This window comes from Candidatus Tumulicola sp. (assembly GCA_036490475.1).
GTDB lineage: Bacteria > Vulcanimicrobiota > Vulcanimicrobiia > Vulcanimicrobiales > Vulcanimicrobiaceae > Tumulicola.
The window spans coordinates 549867-565987 of record DASXDT010000005.1; the positions used below are offsets into that span (position 1 = coordinate 549867).

Here is a 16121-nt window from a genome sequence, read left to right on the forward strand (position 1 = left end):
TTATGCCTCGGCGGCCACGGCGTCGTCGTGCGCGGCGGGTTCGCCGGCGTCGTCCTCTTCGTGCGGTTTGGCAACACGCACGTCGCGAGCCGAATCGAGGTACAGCTCGCCGTTCAAATGGCCGATTTCGTGCTGCAGGCACTGCGCGAACAGGCCATCACCTTCCAGGCGGATCTTTTTCCCGTACCGGTCGAGACCGCTAACGACGACGCGGTTGAAGCGAACGATCTCGCCTACCATACCGGGAACGGAAAGGCAGCCTTCGGTCAGTTCGACTTCTTCTTCGCAGGACTCGATCTTAGGATTGATCACGACTTCGGGCGGGTGCTCGTCCTCGTGTACGTCGATCACGAACACGCGCTTCGAAACGTTCACTTGCGGCGCCGCGAGGCCGACGCCCGGCGCAGCGTACATGGTTTCGAACATGTCGTCGAGCAGTTGCTGAAATAGCGGCTCGGCGATCTCACGGGCATCCACTTTTCGCGCGACCTTGCGCAGCGTCGGATGCCCGTCTGTAATGATTTCCCGCACGTAGGCCATACGCGGCCCTTTATTCCAGCTGTAAAAGGCGCGTCGCCTGCTTGGCGCCTATCGGGTTCCGGTCGTGAACGAGCTCACGATAACGTTGGGCGTGCAGCCGGTCCCGCCGTTATTCCAGTAGAGGTTGACGCTCTGAAGCGGACCTACCGGCTGGGGTATGACGGTTTGATAAATCGTCGAACCCGGCGGCGGGCTCGTGTACGGCTTCGGGATTGGCCCCGTGTAGTGCGCGAACGTCGATGTGTATTGCTGCGCACCGCTGCTCTGCACCAGGAAGAAGTTGTATTGGTTCCCGACCGGCAACGTCGAATTGGTGGCGACGTACACGGCCTGGATGGCCGGATTGACGTGCGACGAGCCGTTAATCGGATGCAGAACCTGAAGGCCGTTGACCGGGCCTCCGCAGTTCTGTCCGAAGCCGTTGTTGTTCGTGCTGGAGTTGTTGTTGCATCCGGTCAGCAGCGTCATCGCTGCCGCCGCTGCTATGAATGCGTACGTGAATGGTTTCGTCATGGTCGTAACTCCTCGCGGGACCGCTCTACGCCCTTCCCCGCAGATGGGAAACCAGTTAGGAAGTGCCTACAAGATGTACCCGGACAGGTCCGTATTTCCCACCACGTCGGCGAGCCGCTCTTTCACGTACGCGGCGTCGATTACCCTGGTGCCGGCCTCCTCGGGAGCCGCAAAGCTGACCTCGTCGAGCAGTCTTTCGAGGACGGTGTGCAGCCGGCGGGCACCGATATTCTCACTGGTTTCGTTGACCCGCATCGCATAGGCGGCGATCTGCTCGATGCCGTCCGGGCGAAAGTCGAGCGTCGTGCCTTCGGTCGCGAGCAGTGCTTTGTATTGCTCGACCAATGCGTTCTTGGGCTGCGTCAGGATCGTTTTGAAATCTTCGGCAGTGAGCGAGTCGAGCTCGACGCGAATCGGAAACCGGCCTTGCAGTTCCGGAATCAAGTCGGACGGCTTGCTGATGTGAAACGCACCCGCAGCGATGAACAATACGTGATCCGTCTTGATCGTGCCGTGCTTGGTCGTCACCGTCGAACCTTCGACGATCGGAAGAATGTCGCGCTGCACGCCCTCGCGCGAAACGTCCGGACCGCCGCGGCCACCTTGCCCCGCAACCTTATCGATCTCGTCGATGAAAATGATGCCGTCTTCGGCCGCGCGCCGCAACGCCTCGCGCTTCACCGCATCCATGTCGATCAGCTTGGCCGACTCTTCTTGTGCGAAGATGCGACGCGCCTCGGCTACGGTAACGCGTTTTTTCGAACGGCGCTTTGGAAGTATTCCGCCAAGCATCTCGCCGAGGTCGGCCCCGCCACCGGATTGGTCGCCGCCGATCATGCCGATCGGCAGGTTCGGAGTTTCTTCGACATCGATTTCGACCAGACGCACGTCATAAAAGCCGCGCTCGATCTCGGAGCGCGTTTGCTCTCGCACGCGTTGCGCGTCGGACGAAACGGCGGGCGGCGGTTGGGCCGCCGGCGGCGGTTGAAAGTTGTTGCCGAAGATCGACCCGAGCGTCGCACCGAGCGAATTACCTTGTCCGGACGGCTGCGGCGGACGCGTCTCCGGATGCAGTACGTCGATAATGCGTTCCACCGCCTGATGTTCGGCCGCATCGACGACATCGTGGCGGCGTTCTTCGATGACCGTGCGAATCGAGGCCTCGACCAAATCTCGAACCATCGACTCGACGTCGCGGCCGACATACCCCACTTCGGTATATTTCGTCGCCTCGACTTTGACGAACGGCGCACCGACCAGCCCCGCCAAACGGCGCGCGATTTCGGTCTTGCCGACGCCCGTCGGTCCGATCATCAAAATGTTTTTCGGAGTAATCTCTTCGCGCAGCTCGCCGGATACGCGCGAACGGCGATAGCGATTACGCAACGCGACGGCCACGGCGCGTTTTGCCCCGGCCTGACCGACGATGTACTTGTCGAGTTCGGCGACGATCTGTCGCGGCGTCAGCGCTGCGGTGTCGGAACCGGAGATCGCGGCGTTCACTCGAGCACCTCCACGGTGATGTCGTCGTTGGTGTAGATACAAATCTCGCCGGCGATTTCGAGGGCTTTGCGAGCGATCTCTTCGGCGCCGAGCGACGTGTTGCGCACTAATGCAGCGGCGGCCGCCTGTGCGTACGGGCCGCCGCTGCCGATCGCCGCGACGCCTTCGTCGGGCTCGATCACGTCGCCGGTGCCGGACAGCAAAAACAAGTGATCGGCGTTTCCGACGAGCAGCAGCGCCTCCAGCCTCCGTAGCGCACGATCTTGCCGCCAATCTTTCGCCAACTCGACTGCCGCACGCGTTATGTCTTTATACTCGTTGAACGATTGTTCGAATTTTTCGAGCAGCGCGATGCCGTCTGCGGCCGAACCGGCAAAGCCGGCCACGACCTTGCCGCCGGAGATCTTGCGTACTTTGCGAGCCGTGTGTTTGACGATCGTCTTGTCGAGCGTTACTTGCCCGTCCCCGGCGATCGCCAGCCGGCCGTCCTTGCGAACGGCGATAATGGTAGTCGAGCGAATCCTCATCGTAGCGTCAGTACCCCGGGTACGGCCGCCCGGTTTCACACCTGCAGCGAACGAGCGAAGGCATCGAGCGCCGCCAGCGCCCGAATTGCCATCGCGCCACGCCGTTCGTTCTTCTCGCGGATCCGAACGTCGAGCGGCGGGAATTCTGCCCAGGTAACGTTGCTGGGTTGGAAATCGGGGCTGGCAGCGTTCTGCAAATGGGCCACTACCGCACCCAGTGCGGTTTCGCGAGGAACTTCGACCGGCCGCTTACCCAGCACGCCCCGCGCGGCATGGATGCCCGCCATCGCACCGCACGCAGCCGCCTCGACGTATCCCTCGGCGCCGGTCACTTGGCCGGCCAGATACAAGCCCTCGACGCCGCGCAGCATCAATCGAGCGTCCAGCACGCGGGGCGCGTCGACGAACGTGTTGCGATGCATCACGCCGAGCCGCAACCATTCGGCTTTGGCCAAACCGGGAAGCTTGCCGAACGTCGCGCGCTGCGCGGGCCACGTCATGCGCGTCTGAAATCCGACCAAGTTGAATGCCGTGCCTTGCGCGTTCTCTTTGCGAAGTTGCACCACCGCATAGGGCGTGATCCCCGTCTGAGGATGGCGCAAACCAACCGGTTTGAGCGGACCGTACCGCAACGTCTCTTCCCCGCGGTCGGCCATCTCTTCGATCGGCAGACAGCCCTCGAAGTAGCGCGTCGAATCGCCGGCTTCGAAGTCTTTAGCCTGATGCCGCGGCGACGTCCGCAAATCGTTGACGAGTTCTCGATAGGCGTCGCGGTCGAGCGGCAGGTTGAGATAGTCGTCGCCGTCGCCCTTCTCGTAGCGCGATTTGCGATAGCCGGCGCTTTCGTCGATCGAGTCGGCGGCAACGATCGGCGCGGCCGCATCGAAATAGTGTAAGCGGCGCCCTTCGCCGGACGGCAGCGAACGCAGCACGGCGTCGATCGACGATAACAGGTCGGCTCCCGGTAGCGGCCCGCACGCCACGATGGCCGGCCGCTGCGATGGAATTTCGTGCACTTCCTCGCGATGCAGATGGATGCGCGGATGATCGACCAGCGCGCGTTCGACCGCCTGCGAGAATCGATCTCGATCCACCGCCAACGCCCCGCCGGCCGGAACGGCGGTTTCACGCGCCGACCGAACGACGATCGAATCGAGCCGGAACAGCTCTTCTTTCAGCAAGCCGACGGCATTCTCGAGCGCGGCACCGCGCAATGAGTTGCTGCACACCAACTCGGCTAAACCGGCGGTGTGATGCGCCGGTCCGCTCGCATGTGGTCGCATCTCGTAGAGATCGACCTCGGCACCCTGTCGCGCCGCCTGCCACGCCGCTTCGCAGCCGGCTAAACCGCCTCCGACGACCGTGACGCGCAACGATTGCGTTAGGTCGACGCGAGTGCTGCTTCGTCGGACGACGCCGCGTCGTTCTGCACCTCGGCGACCTCATGCTCGCGCGAAGCCGCACATTCCAAGCGAACGTTGCCTCCACGCGACTTGGCGATGACGTACGAGCCGCACACCGGACAGCGCTGTGCAACGACCCGGTCCCACGAGACGAAATCGCAGTTTGGATAATTCGCGCAACCGTAGAACGTGCGACCCTTTTTCGAACGGCGTTCGAGAATTGCGCCGCCGTCTTTAGGACAAATGGCGCCCGTATCTTTGACGATCGGCTTGGTCGTCTTGCATTCTGGATAGCCAGAACACGAGATGAATTTGCCGAAGCGCCCGGTCTTGATGACCATCGGCTTGCCACAATTCGGACAGATCTCGTCGGTCGGCTCGTCACGCAGTTCCAAGCGGGGTAAGCGCTTCTCGGCGTTTTCCAGCTCCTCGGCGAACGGCGTGTAAAACCCGCGCAACACGTCGACCCAGTTTTCGTTGCCCACCGCGACCTTGTCGAGATTGCCTTCCATCGACGCCGTGAAGTCGAGGTTGACGATATTGGGAAAGTGCTCGACCAGCAAGTCATTTACGGCCATACCGATCTCGGTTGGAACGAATCGACGCTCTTGTTGCGCGACGTACCCGCGCGCCGAAATCGTATCGACAATGGTCGAGTAGGTCGAAGGCCGTCCGACGCCGTTGTCTTCGAGCGCTTTCACCAAGCTCGCCTCGGTGAAGCGCGGCGGCGGCTCGGTGAAGTGTTGCTTTGGCTCGACGCCGCGGCAATCGAGATCGTGCGCCTCGTGCAGGTCGGGAAGACGCGGACGCGCCTTCTCACCCTTGGAAGTCGCGTCGTCCATCGCGCGTTCGCCGCCCGCACTCGCATCCTCGTCGCGGCTCTCGCTGTAGACTCGCGTGAAGCCCGCGAACCGCATGATGGTGCCGGTCGCACGAAACGTGAAATGCGCGGCCGACACGTCGACAGCGGTCTGATCGAAAACAGCCGCCGACATTTGCGACGCGACGAATCGCTCCCAGATCATCGTATAGAGACGCAGCTCGTCGCGCTTGAGCGAGGCCGCGACGCGTTGCGGAGTGTGGAACACCGAGGTCGGGCGGATGGCTTCGTGAGCGTCCTGGGCGCCTTCGCGCACCTTGTGGCGCCGGCCGCCGTGGAACGCTTCGCCGTAGCTTTCGACGATGAACTCGCGGGCCGCATCGCGCGCTTGATCGCTGATGCGGGTCGAGTCGGTGCGCATGTAGGTGATCAGTCCGACCGTGCCCTCGGAGCCGCCTAGATCGACCCCTTCATACAGACCTTGGGCGATCTGCATCGTGCGCCGCACGCGCACCTTCAGTTTCCGCGAGGCCTCTTGCTGCAGGGTAGAGGTTGTGAACGGGGGCGGAGCGTTTCGTTTGACTTCGCGCTTTCGAATAGCCGCGACGCGATACGCCGCGCCATCCAGCGCACGCATCACGGTATCGGCCTGTTCGGCCGTCGTGATATCGACTTTCTCGCCGCGTTCGGCGACGAGTTCGGCCGTGAACGGCATCTCCGGCGCTTCTGCGGTGGCGAGTTGCGCGGTCACCGTCCAATACTCGCGCGGTCGAAACGCTAAGATTTCACGTTCGCGATCGACGATCAGCTTGACCGCGACCGATTGCACGCGGCCGGCCGACAGGCCGCCGCGAACCTTGGCCCACAGCAACGGCGATATCTTGTAGCCGACCAGCCGGTCGAGAATGCGCCGTGCCTGCTGTGCGTTGACGCGGTCCATATCGATGTGATGCGGGTTTTCGATCGCCGCGAGCGCGGCTTCTTTCGTGATCTCGTGCAGCTCGATGCGTTTCGGATCCTCGAGCTTCAATAGCTCGGCGAGATGCCACGCGATCGCTTCACCTTCGCGATCGGGGTCGGTCGCCAGATACACCGTTCCGGCCGATTTGGCAGCGCTCTTCAGCTCCTTGATGATGTCGCCCTTACCTTTAATCGTCAGGTAACGCGGCGCGAAGTCGCTGTCGACGTCCACGCCCAGCGTGCTCTTCGGCAGATCGCGGACGTGTCCGACGGACGCCTTGACCGTGAAGCGGTTCGGCAAGAATTTCTTGATCGTACGCGCTTTGGTCGGCGACTCGACGATAATCAGGGGCTTTTTCACGGGGCTTAGTATACCGCCGCGGTCAACATCCCGGCAAATGGAATCGCGCGCGGCGCGCGATTCGCATGCGTATCACACACGTGAACGCGCACGCGAATTTGCATGATTGCGTAAAATCCTCTATGATGCGCTCAAAGCGCCGAACTGAGCGCTGTCCAAAATAACGCTTGTCGTCCCTTGAGGGCGAGGAGGAATGAATGGACTCCGATACCATCTTGAATGGCGGAACGATCGCCGACGAACGGCCCCGCCGCAAGACGCGCCGCAAAGGCGCTGGCCGAAAAAAAGCGGCTGCGACGAACGGACGCAAGAAAACCGCCGGTCGTAAAAAAGCCGCGCCGGGACGCAAGAAAGCGACCGCCGGACGCAAGAAAGCCACCGGACGTAAGAAAACCGCCGGACGCAAAAAGGCCACCGGACGTAAAAAAACCGCCGGACGTAAGAAGGCCACCGGACGTAAGAAAACTGCCGGACGCAAAAAGACCGCCGGACGTAAAAAGACCGCTGGACGCAAGAAAGCCGGCGGACGTAAGAAGGCCACCGGACGCAAGAAAACGGCCGGACGTAAAAAGGCCACCGGACGTAAGAAAACCGCCGGACGCAAGAAAGCCACGACGGGACGTAAGAAAGCCACGGGACGTAAGAAGACCGTTGGCCGCAAAAAGGGCGGACGTAAGAAAGCCGCTTAACGGTTCGCCGATTTTGGCGTAAAACACGAGCGGCCGCTCTCGCGGCCGCTCATTTTAATTCTCGAGGCGGCGTTTACACCGAAACGACGACTGGGCCACCGGCGAGATCGGGCGCGCGTCCGTCGTGTTCGGCAACCCAATGACACGCCGCAAAATGACCGGCCGAATATTCCACCAACGGCGGCTCTTCGATCGTGCATCGCTCGAACGCGACCGGGCAACGCGTATGAAACCGGCAACCCGACGGCGGGCTCACGGGCGACGGAATATCACCCGTTAAGACGATGCGTTTGCGCCGCCGCTCTGCCACCGGATCGGGAATCGGAATCGCCGACAACAAGGCCTGCGTGTACGGGTGCAGCGGGTTGACGTAGAGCGCATCGCTCGCTGCCCGCTCGACGATCTTACCGACGTACATCACGGCGACCCGGTCCGAAATATGCCGCACCACCGAAAGGTCGTGCGCGATGAACAAATAGGTTAGGCTGAACTGCTCTTGCAGATCCTCCAGCAGGTTGATGACCTGCGCCTGGATCGAAACGTCGAGGGCCGAAACCGGCTCGTCGCACACGATGAACTTCGGATCGACCGCCAAGGCGCGCGCGATGCCGACGCGCTGGCGCTGTCCGCCCGAAAACTCGTGCGGGTACCGGTTGACGTGATAGGGGCGCAAGCCGACGCGTTTGACCAGGTCTTGCACGCGGTCTTGCACGTCTTTTCCGCGAGCGATCCCGTGGATCCGAATCGGTTCGGCGATGATCTCGCCGATCGTCATGCGCGGATTGAGGGAAGCGAACGGATCTTGAAAGATGATCTGGACGTCGCCCCGCAATTCCCGAAGCTGGGTCCGGTTCATTGCCACGACATCGCGGCCTTCGAACCGAATCTTGCCTTTCGTTTCGGCCAACAAGCGCAGCAACAACCGGCCGACGGTCGTCTTGCCCGAGCCGGACTCGCCGACTAAGCCGAGCGTCTCACCGCGCTCGATCGAGAAGCTGACGCCGTCGACGGCTTTGACGTCCGCGACGTGCCGCGACAGCAGGCCGGCGTGAATCGGAAAATATTTATACAGATCTTCGACTTCGACGAGCGCACTCACGGCGTCGGCACCACCGGAGCGGTTTCAACCTCGATCGGCCGCTGCGATTCCGCACGTTTGTCGTACAGAAAGCAACGGGCGATGTGGCCTTCACCGAAATCGTACAGCGGAACCGGTTCGTCGCACATCGGCATCCGGTACTCGCAGCGGGGTGCAAAGACGCAGCCCTTTGGAAGGTTGAGCAAGTTCGGCGGCTGGCCTTTGATCGGCTCTAAACGGCGCGGATTGCTTTCGTCCAGACGCGGCAACGAAGCCAGCAGCCCTTGGGTGTACGGCATGCGCGGACGGCCGAAGATTTGCTCGGCGGAGCCGTACTCGACCAAGTTTCCGCCGTACATCACGAGCACGTTACGGCAGACTTCGGCGACCACGCCGAGATCGTGCGTGATCATCAGAATCGCCGCGCCGGTCTCGCGCTGCAGCTCGTTCATCAGCTCGAGCACTTGGGCCTGAATGGTGACGTCGAGCGCGGTCGTCGGTTCGTCGGCGATCAGCAGCTTGGGGCTGCACGACAACGCCATCGCGATCATCACGCGTTGGCGCATGCCGCCGGAAAACTGGTGCGGATAGTCGTTGAGCCGTTTTTCGGGCGCCGGAATGCGAACTTTCTTGAGCATCTCGACGGTGCGATCGCGGGCGTCACGCTGATTCAATCCTAAATGCAGCCGGATCGCTTCTGCGATCTGCTCGCCGATCGTCAACACTGGATTGAGCGACGTCATCGGATCCTGGAAGATCATCGCGGCTTTATGTCCGCGGATCTTCCGCATCTCGGATTCGCTTAACGAGGGCAACGACTGACCGTCGAACACGATGCGGTCGGCGGTAACGGTCGAACTCTTGGGAAGCAGCCGCATGATGGAAAGTGCGGTAACGGATTTTCCAGATCCGGACTCGCCCACGATACCGAGCGTTTCGCCGGCTTGCAGCGTAAACGACAGTCCGTTAACGGCGGTTACGGGGCCGTCTTCGGTTCGAAAAACCGTACGTAGATTGGAGACTTCGAGCAGCGGCGCCGCGTCGGGCACGCGAGCAGTGCTTCCTTAGATTCCGGTCAGCGCGAGGACGAACGCGGTCACGACGAACGCGACCGCGACGCCTCCGGTCAGTCGTTTGAGCTGTTCCTCGGCGCCGAGCCGTCCGCGATAGGCCGACTCAACCCGGCCGCCAATCGTTCCGCTCAAGCCCTCTTGCTTCGTCGTTTGGACGGCGAGCAATGCGACCAGTCCAACCGCTGCGACCATGAAAATCCCGGCCACTGTGTGGGTTAACCACGGCGCGTGCAACGCGATGTACGTGTGCGGGATGATCGCGGGCGGAGCAGCTTGTTGCGCCAGCTGTTGCTGCAGGGACGCGGGCAGCGTGGCCGGCGTTTTGGGAATAGGGGCGGCACCCGCCGCCGCGAGGATCAGGGAAATCACCGGGTCGATTGTACGACCGACACCGCTTGGCGGCCTGCCGCGCAGGATTGGCGGGGCGCCGGACGTTAGTAGCAACGGTGCTAGAGCCAAGCGCGCCGGTCGTCGCGCTACGCGGACGCCGGGTCTGGCGCGACCTGGCGCGCATCCTATCGACGATCTTCAACCCATTCCTCACGGCGTTGGCTCTGTTCGTCATCCTCGCCGATACCAACGCGCCCGACACCTTCGAATTCTGGCGCTTGCTCTTCTTATCGACGTTCTTCACGTCGATCGGTCCGATGTTGTACGTCTTCTGGCTCTACTCGACCGGTCGCATTTCGGATTTGGATATGTCGGTGCGGACAGAACGCGAGGTCGTCTTCAGCATCTTCGTCGTCTTTTATTTGATGGGCAGCGCGGTGCTGTGGCTGCTGCACGCCCCGCGCGTTATGGTCGCGGCGATGGTCGGGTATTTCGTCTCGACCCTAATCGTGGGCTACATTACTCGGTTTTGGAAAATTAGCACGCACGCCTTGGGGATCACGGCGCCGATGGTCGCGCTCTTTTTGCTCTACGGCCGTGCGCCGTTACCGTTTTTCGTGCTGATACCGATGGTCTGCTGGGCGCGCGTCTACTTAAAAGCGCATACCGTGGCGCAAGTATTGGCCGGCGCCGGCCTCGCGACGGTTACGACGATCCTGTTTTTCTCAGCGTTCCACGTAGCGCGTTACTAGCTGGAATCTCGGCGCGCACGTTCGGAGCGCTTTCACCTAAAATGCGCGTGACGTTGGCTGCGAGCACGCGCGGGTCTCCGTTGGTCACGTAGCGCGTTGTGCCGCGCTCGGCCGACGGTTCGAGCTCTGCCACGATCGCTGCCGCGCGTTCGGCTTGCATTTCGGCGGGGTCGATTAAGGCGATGCCGCTCAACGCACGCCGGAAATGCTGCGACAACATCGGATAGTGCGTGCATCCGTACACCACCGCGTCGAGTTCGTTCGGAAGTTTGGCGCAAACGGCGTCGACCGCGGCCCGCGCCCGCGCCCCCGATTCACCCGCTTCGACGAGCGGCACTAAATCGGGTGCAGCGATTTCCCACACCTCGGCGCCCGGCACCGCCGACCGCAACGAGCGTCCGTACGAACCGCTGGCGACGGTCGCAGACGTCGCGACGACGCCGATACGGCGATGACCGGCCCGCTGCACGGCGGTGGCGGCAGAATCGATCAAATCGAGAACCGGAGCGCTGGTCGACGGCCAGCCATAGCGCTCGGCGATCGCGCACGACGTATTGCAGCCCATGACGATCGCACGTACGCCCTGGGCGTCGAGCCAGGCGACGTTCTCGCGCAGCAAGCCGTGCAGCTCGTCGGGGTCGCGACCGCCATATGGTACGTGCGCTTGATCGGCAAAAAACAAGAGATCCACCGCGGGCAAACGTTCGCGCACCCGGCGCACGACTGTGAGTCCGCCGAGGCCCGAATCGAAAATTCCAATCACTGCGAAGGCGTCATCGCCGCCCGTGCCGGTGCCGGATACTGCTGATTGTACTTCTCGATGCCGTCAGCAATCGATTGCGCGATCTTCTGCCGCCACGCCGGCGAGGAGAGTAACGCGAAGTCGCTCGGGTTCGAAAGAAATGCCGTCTCGACCAACACTGCCGGCATCACGGCGTGCAGCGTCACATATAAGTGCCCCTTGACGACCCCGTCGTCTTTTGTGCCGTCGCCGATGAGTTGGTGTTCGATCGCGTTGCCCAACGGAACGTCCATCGGCTTAGAAATGTAGACGGTGGTGCCGTACGGTCCGGAGTTAATGAAGCTGTTGGAGTGAATGCTCACGAACATGCGCGCGCCGGCTCGATTAGCGACGTCGTCGCGCGCCTGCAGTTCGTCGTGCGCGCTGTCGTTGGGCTGATACACGTCGACGTCGCGTTCGTGCGTCATGCGAACTTGCCAGCCGCGCGCGACCAAAATGTCGCGCAGCCGCCGCGAGACGTCAAGATTGACGACGGCTTCGTCAAGACCGTTGCGCGCGGCGCCGCGATCGCTGCCGCCGTGGCCCGGATCGATGACGATCAGCCGCGGATTGAGCGCGGCGTAACCGCTGTGCGTCGGGCCGAACTTCCAGCCAGAACTGTCGTCGGACGAGCCGGTTTGGTCGGCTGGCGCCGGCGTCACTTGCGCGACGGCTTCGGTCGAAGAAACGGTCGTACCGATGCTTCCGGCCCCCGCGCGCGGCGCGTCGGCCACGTCGTCGTTACCGACCGAAATCGTCACGCCGGTTTGCGTCGGCGACACCAGCAGCGATTTCGGCCCGGTGAGCGATAAGGCAACGCGCACGGTGCCGGGCGCAACCTGCCGCACGCGCAACGAACCGATCGGCGCCGGCTCGTTCTGTGTGATCGGAGTTCCTTGCAATTGCGCACCGACGATGTCGATCCAAAAGCGATTATCCGGCTCCCGTAAACGGTGCCATTCGTACGACGCGTTTCCCGATACCGCGACCGACACCGTGAATGACCCGCCGTCGCCGGCCACCGAAACCCCGGTAACGACCGTCGCGCCGTTTGCCGGAGGCGACTGGGTCTGCGGCGCCGTTTCGGCGGGCGGCGGCGCCTGCGCCGTCTGGTTGGACGACGCCGCTAGGCCGGGTCCGAACGCGATCGTCACGTCACGCGTGCCGGTGCTACGCGGCGAGTCGTGCCCGGTTCCGTCGACCATCGAAACGGTAACCAGCGTTTTCGGATCGCGGGCCGTTCCCGACTGCGCGATCTGTAAACTTTGCACGCCGCCGGCCTCGACATTTCGCGTGCCGATCAGGGTCGTGCCGACCCCGTCGAATTCGTACGTCACCGTACCGCGATTCGATTGCACGATTCGCGGACGCAGCATCGCGCCGCCGTGCGCGACGATCTCCACGCGATCGCCGGCCGGGCGCACATCGATGGCGTCCAGCTGCGGCTGAAGAATCGCTGTATTGCCATCGTTGCGCCAGGCCAGATCGAGCGAAGCGATCACCGCATCGAACGGCAAGTAGACCTCGCCATTCTGCAGGTAGGGAGCGAACGGAGCCTGCAACGCGATCGAGCCGAGGTCGTAGCGCGGATCGCCGAGCGCGAAGGTCGCGACCGCGGGAGCGGCCGTCGTCAACAACACGTAACGTTCGCCCTGCTTCCACGTCATGCTCGCACCATCGGTCCGCAGCAGCGCGCGAAACGCGGGATCGTCGATGCCGACGGCAAGCGAGCCGTTGGCATTCGACACGTGCGTAAACGTCAGGGTCTGATGTTGAAAGACCGCTCGCACGGGAGCGTCCGCTCGCGTCGCAGCAAACGCCGCGGCGAACAACAGGCATGCCGGAAGCGCAAATTTACCAATCGGAGCGGTGCAGCGGCTGATCCAGCTCAACGTGACCTCCTGGTAGTGTTGGAAGGGTCGCGCCGTCGATCGTTATCTTCACGGCGTCGATACCGGGTACGCCGGTCAACGTGTAGACGAGCGCTTTGAACTCTCCGTCTTCGCCGAAACTTCCGCCGGCCTGACGCGTGATCTCGCGCGACAAATCGACGGTAGCCGTGGAGCCTCGGACGGTTACGCCTTGCACTCGCGTTCCCGGCGGGAAACGGATCGCCTCAGTTCCACCCGGCGGGCCCGCCAGGGCCGACACCGCGGCGTACAGTGCAACGTCGTGCAGATGTTCGGTCGCGCTCTCGCCGGTTGCCGGCGGGCGTTGCGAAACGGTAAATGTGCCCATCGACGTTCCATCCATCTTCGTGTAGTACACGGAAACAGTGCCACCGGGCGGGTGAGAATGCGATAAAATTTCGTAACCGGCGATGACGGCCACCAAGGCCAAGACGACGAGCAAAGCAACGATACGTCCGGCGTTCCGGTTCGGCGCAGCCTGGGCGCTGCGACGTCTTACGGGCGGTTCCACCGCCGTATCATACCATATACGTTTTTGGCGGGTCGTCGAGCTGTAGTATCGGACGACGGATCGAGAAATCGTCGAGCCCGCCCGGCAACGCCGACTCGGTAGCACTGCGCGCCAACACGCGGCCGATGACCGATGCAAACTTGAATGCATGCCCGGCTCCGATTGCGACGCTGACCTGCGGATGGTTCGGCAAGCGATCGATGATAAAGTCGCGATCCGGCGTCAACGTATACAGACACGTCTTGATGATGCGCGTCGCGCCGGCAGCCGGCAGATGCCGATCGACGAACGCGCGGACGCGCGCCGTGATGGCCGGATCCTCGTCGAACGTCCGCGTGTCGGGATCGACGCAGCGCCCGCCTGCGTCCTGGGTGATCTTGATCGCTCCGGATTCGCCAAAGACCGGAAATCCATAGAACGACGGGGAGTCCATCCAAATCCAAATCGGAAAACGCCCGATCGCAAACGCATCCGGGCGTTCCAACGAAAAATACATCGCCTGTTCTTTGGTGACGTCGAGCGGAACGCGGCAACCCAGCTGCTGGAGCAGCGGCGCGCTCCATGGTCCGGCAGCGACGATCAGCCGCCCCGCGCGATACTCCATGCCGCCGGCGCGTACCACGACTTCGCCGCCGCCACAATCTACCGCGTCGACCGGCGTACGTTCGAGAAGCTGAGCGCCGTATTCCAGCGCCATGCGCTGGTGCGCCGCCGTCGCGCGCTCCGCCGCGACGATCCCACCGTCGGCTTGAAAGAGCGCCTCGATGTCGCCGTCGATTCGAAACTGCGGCCAGCGGCGCCGGATCTCCGCCGCGTCTATTCGCTCGTACGGTACGCCTTCGGATCGCATTGCCGCGGCATAGCCGTCGAGCGGAATCGCACCGTTTCGAGGTCCGATATCGAGCCCGCCGGTGCGATAGATGATTGCCTCACCGCTGTCCCGCTCGACTTCAGACCAGGCCGCATACGCCAATTTTGCCAAGCGCACGTATGCCGGCGTAACGTACGACAAGCGAATGATGCGCGAATGATCGTGCGATTCGCCCCGGGCATGCCCGAACTCGAACTGCTCGAATCCGGCGACCCGCGCGCCCGATTTGGCGAGCCAGTACGCGGCACCGCTACCGATGCCGCCGAGCCCGAGTACGATAGCATCGAACTCGTTGGTCACGCGCCGGTCTCCGCATCGACGTCGACCGCGTTGCTGCCGAGGCGACGCTCGATATAGCGCCGGATGTCTAAACTGTAATCTTCCATCGGCGCGTAGTATCCGTAGCGGAAGGCGTGCGACTGCATTCCGGCTTGCACCCCGGCGCATACCGCCCAATCTTGCCGGTTAACCAAGTCCCAAAAATCGGCCGCATCGCCCGGATCGAATCCCGCCCGGGCCATTTCGCTTGGATGAAACAAAACGTCGCACACGATGTCGGTGCGACCTGGCGACACCGGCCACAACGTAAAGGCCGCTGCGTGATCGGCCGACAGGCTCAACATAAAGTTCGGGTAGACGAGTTCGCCCTTATGGCGCTCTCGCTCGTCCTGGTCGAGCCCGTCGAACGGACGGCGGTCGCTGATCCCGGTTGCACTAAACGTCCACGCGCCCGGGCGGTGCTCGATGCCGCGCTCCCAATCGAGACCGCTGCCACCACGCCGTTTGAACGCCGGAACGATCCGGCACAGCTCCGGGTGCACTCCGGCGCAGTGGTAACACTCGTTGTAGTTTTCCAGCAATACTTTCCAGTTGGCGTCGACCGTGTAACGAAACGAACGCGCCACGCGTAATGCGTCCAATGGATAATTTGCGACACGCTGCGGCGCGCCGGAAAGTTGCTCGAGCAGCGTCTGGCGCGCGCTGTTCGCGCCGAGGTTGACGAATGCGAACCCCGCCCAACAATCGATGGCGACGGAGTGCAGGTGGCGAGCCTCATCCGGCAGCGCATCGTCCTCGAGGAACGGCGCCGACAGCAGCCGCCCGTCGGCATCGTAGGCCCAGCCGTGATACGGACAGCGAATGGCGCCGCGCAACGTTCCGCTGTCGCACAGCAGCCGGCTCCCGCGATGCCGGCACACATTGAGATGCGCGAAGAGACCGCGCTCGGAACGAATGACGATGACGCTTTCACCGGCGACGTCGATCGTTTCGTAGGCGCCGGGGCAGTCGAATCGTTCCGCGCGGCCGATGCAGAACCACTCGGTCCAAAAGATCGCGCGGCGCTCGCGCTCGAAGTACACGTCGTCGACGTAGGCACGTCGCGGAAGCGACGTTTGCAAGGCCGATTCGGCCGGCGGCGCTGTCCGCTCTCGTTCGGTCAAGTTCCGCGCCTCCCGAAGGTTTTAGCAGTTTTCGAACTGCATCGCTTAACAAATCGA

16 protein-coding genes are annotated in these 16121 nt (G+C 62.7%); 2 read left to right on the forward strand and 14 right to left on the reverse strand.

Features of this window, described 5'->3' with window-relative positions:
* The 6 genes from def to topA form a co-directional block, all read right to left on the reverse strand.
* Complete coding sequence (gene def / locus VGF98_06185; protein HEY1681202.1) at positions 1–540, reverse strand: peptide deformylase; 540 nt, start codon at positions 538–540, stop codon at positions 1–3.
* A 48-nt stretch (positions 541–588) separates the two neighbouring features.
* Complete coding sequence (locus VGF98_06190; protein HEY1681203.1) at positions 589–1053, reverse strand: hypothetical protein; 465 nt, start codon at positions 1051–1053, stop codon at positions 589–591.
* Positions 1054–1119: 66 nt separating this feature from the next.
* Entirely contained in the window at positions 1120–2556 is a 1437-nt protein-coding gene (hslU, locus tag VGF98_06195) for an ATP-dependent protease ATPase subunit HslU (protein ID HEY1681204.1), read from the reverse strand.
* Complete coding sequence (hslV, locus tag VGF98_06200) at positions 2553–3083, reverse strand: ATP-dependent protease subunit HslV (protein HEY1681205.1); 531 nt, start codon at positions 3081–3083, stop codon at positions 2553–2555. Before hslV ends, hslU begins: the two co-directional genes overlap by 4 nt.
* Positions 3084–3118: 35 nt before the next feature.
* Entirely contained in the window at positions 3119–4456 is a 1338-nt protein-coding gene (gene trmFO / locus VGF98_06205) for a methylenetetrahydrofolate--tRNA-(uracil(54)-C(5))-methyltransferase (FADH(2)-oxidizing) TrmFO (protein HEY1681206.1), read from the reverse strand.
* Between the two features lie 8 nt (positions 4457–4464).
* Positions 4465–6627, reverse strand: coding sequence for a type I DNA topoisomerase (topA, locus tag VGF98_06210; protein HEY1681207.1), 2163 nt, complete (start codon positions 6625–6627; stop codon positions 4465–4467).
* 197 nt (positions 6628–6824) lie between these two features.
* Between topA and VGF98_06215 the strand changes: the two genes are divergently transcribed.
* Entirely contained in the window at positions 6825–7316 is a 492-nt protein-coding gene (locus tag VGF98_06215; GenBank protein HEY1681208.1) for a hypothetical protein, read from the forward strand.
* 73 nt (positions 7317–7389) lie between these two features.
* On the opposite strand, the gene VGF98_06220 is transcribed toward VGF98_06215, so the two are convergent.
* From VGF98_06220 to secG, 3 genes are read right to left on the reverse strand one after another with little or no spacing between them, the layout of a single operon-like run.
* Entirely contained in the window at positions 7390–8415 is a 1026-nt protein-coding gene (locus tag VGF98_06220) for a dipeptide ABC transporter ATP-binding protein (GenBank protein HEY1681209.1), read from the reverse strand.
* Positions 8412–9443, reverse strand: coding sequence for an ABC transporter ATP-binding protein (locus VGF98_06225; GenBank protein ID HEY1681210.1), 1032 nt, complete (start codon positions 9441–9443; stop codon positions 8412–8414). The genes VGF98_06220 and VGF98_06225 overlap by 4 nt, the downstream gene beginning before the upstream one ends.
* Before the next feature lie 15 nt (positions 9444–9458).
* Complete coding sequence (secG, locus tag VGF98_06230; protein ID HEY1681211.1) at positions 9459–9836, reverse strand: preprotein translocase subunit SecG; 378 nt, start codon at positions 9834–9836, stop codon at positions 9459–9461.
* A 77-nt stretch (positions 9837–9913) separates the two neighbouring features.
* Between secG and VGF98_06235 the strand changes: the two genes are divergently transcribed.
* Positions 9914–10549, forward strand: a complete 636-nt coding sequence (locus VGF98_06235; GenBank protein ID HEY1681212.1) for a phosphatase PAP2 family protein — start codon at positions 9914–9916, stop codon at positions 10547–10549.
* On the opposite strand, the gene murI is transcribed toward VGF98_06235, so the two are convergent.
* From murI to VGF98_06260, 5 genes are all read right to left on the reverse strand, one after another.
* Complete coding sequence (gene murI / locus VGF98_06240; protein HEY1681213.1) at positions 10503–11312, reverse strand: glutamate racemase; 810 nt, start codon at positions 11310–11312, stop codon at positions 10503–10505. The genes VGF98_06235 and murI overlap by 47 nt on opposite strands.
* Positions 11309–13222 carry an N-acetylmuramoyl-L-alanine amidase gene (locus tag VGF98_06245; protein HEY1681214.1) on the reverse strand — a complete coding sequence of 638 codons (1914 nt, stop codon included), beginning with the start codon at positions 13220–13222 and terminating at the stop codon, positions 11309–11311. The genes murI and VGF98_06245 overlap by 4 nt, the downstream gene beginning before the upstream one ends.
* Positions 13185–13682 (reverse strand): GerMN domain-containing protein, encoded by a 498-nt coding sequence (locus VGF98_06250; GenBank protein HEY1681215.1) that lies wholly within the window; start codon positions 13680–13682, stop codon positions 13185–13187. Before VGF98_06250 ends, VGF98_06245 begins: the two co-directional genes overlap by 38 nt.
* A gap of 76 nt (positions 13683–13758) precedes the next feature.
* A complete protein-coding gene (gene solA, locus VGF98_06255; protein HEY1681216.1) occupies positions 13759–14922 on the reverse strand; it encodes an N-methyl-L-tryptophan oxidase in 1164 nt (387 codons plus the stop codon).
* On the reverse strand, positions 14919–16064 hold the full coding sequence (locus VGF98_06260) for an aromatic ring-hydroxylating dioxygenase subunit alpha (protein ID HEY1681217.1): 1146 nt from the start codon (positions 16062–16064) through the stop codon (positions 14919–14921). The genes solA and VGF98_06260 overlap by 4 nt, the downstream gene beginning before the upstream one ends.
* Positions 16065–16121 lie beyond the last annotated feature (57 nt).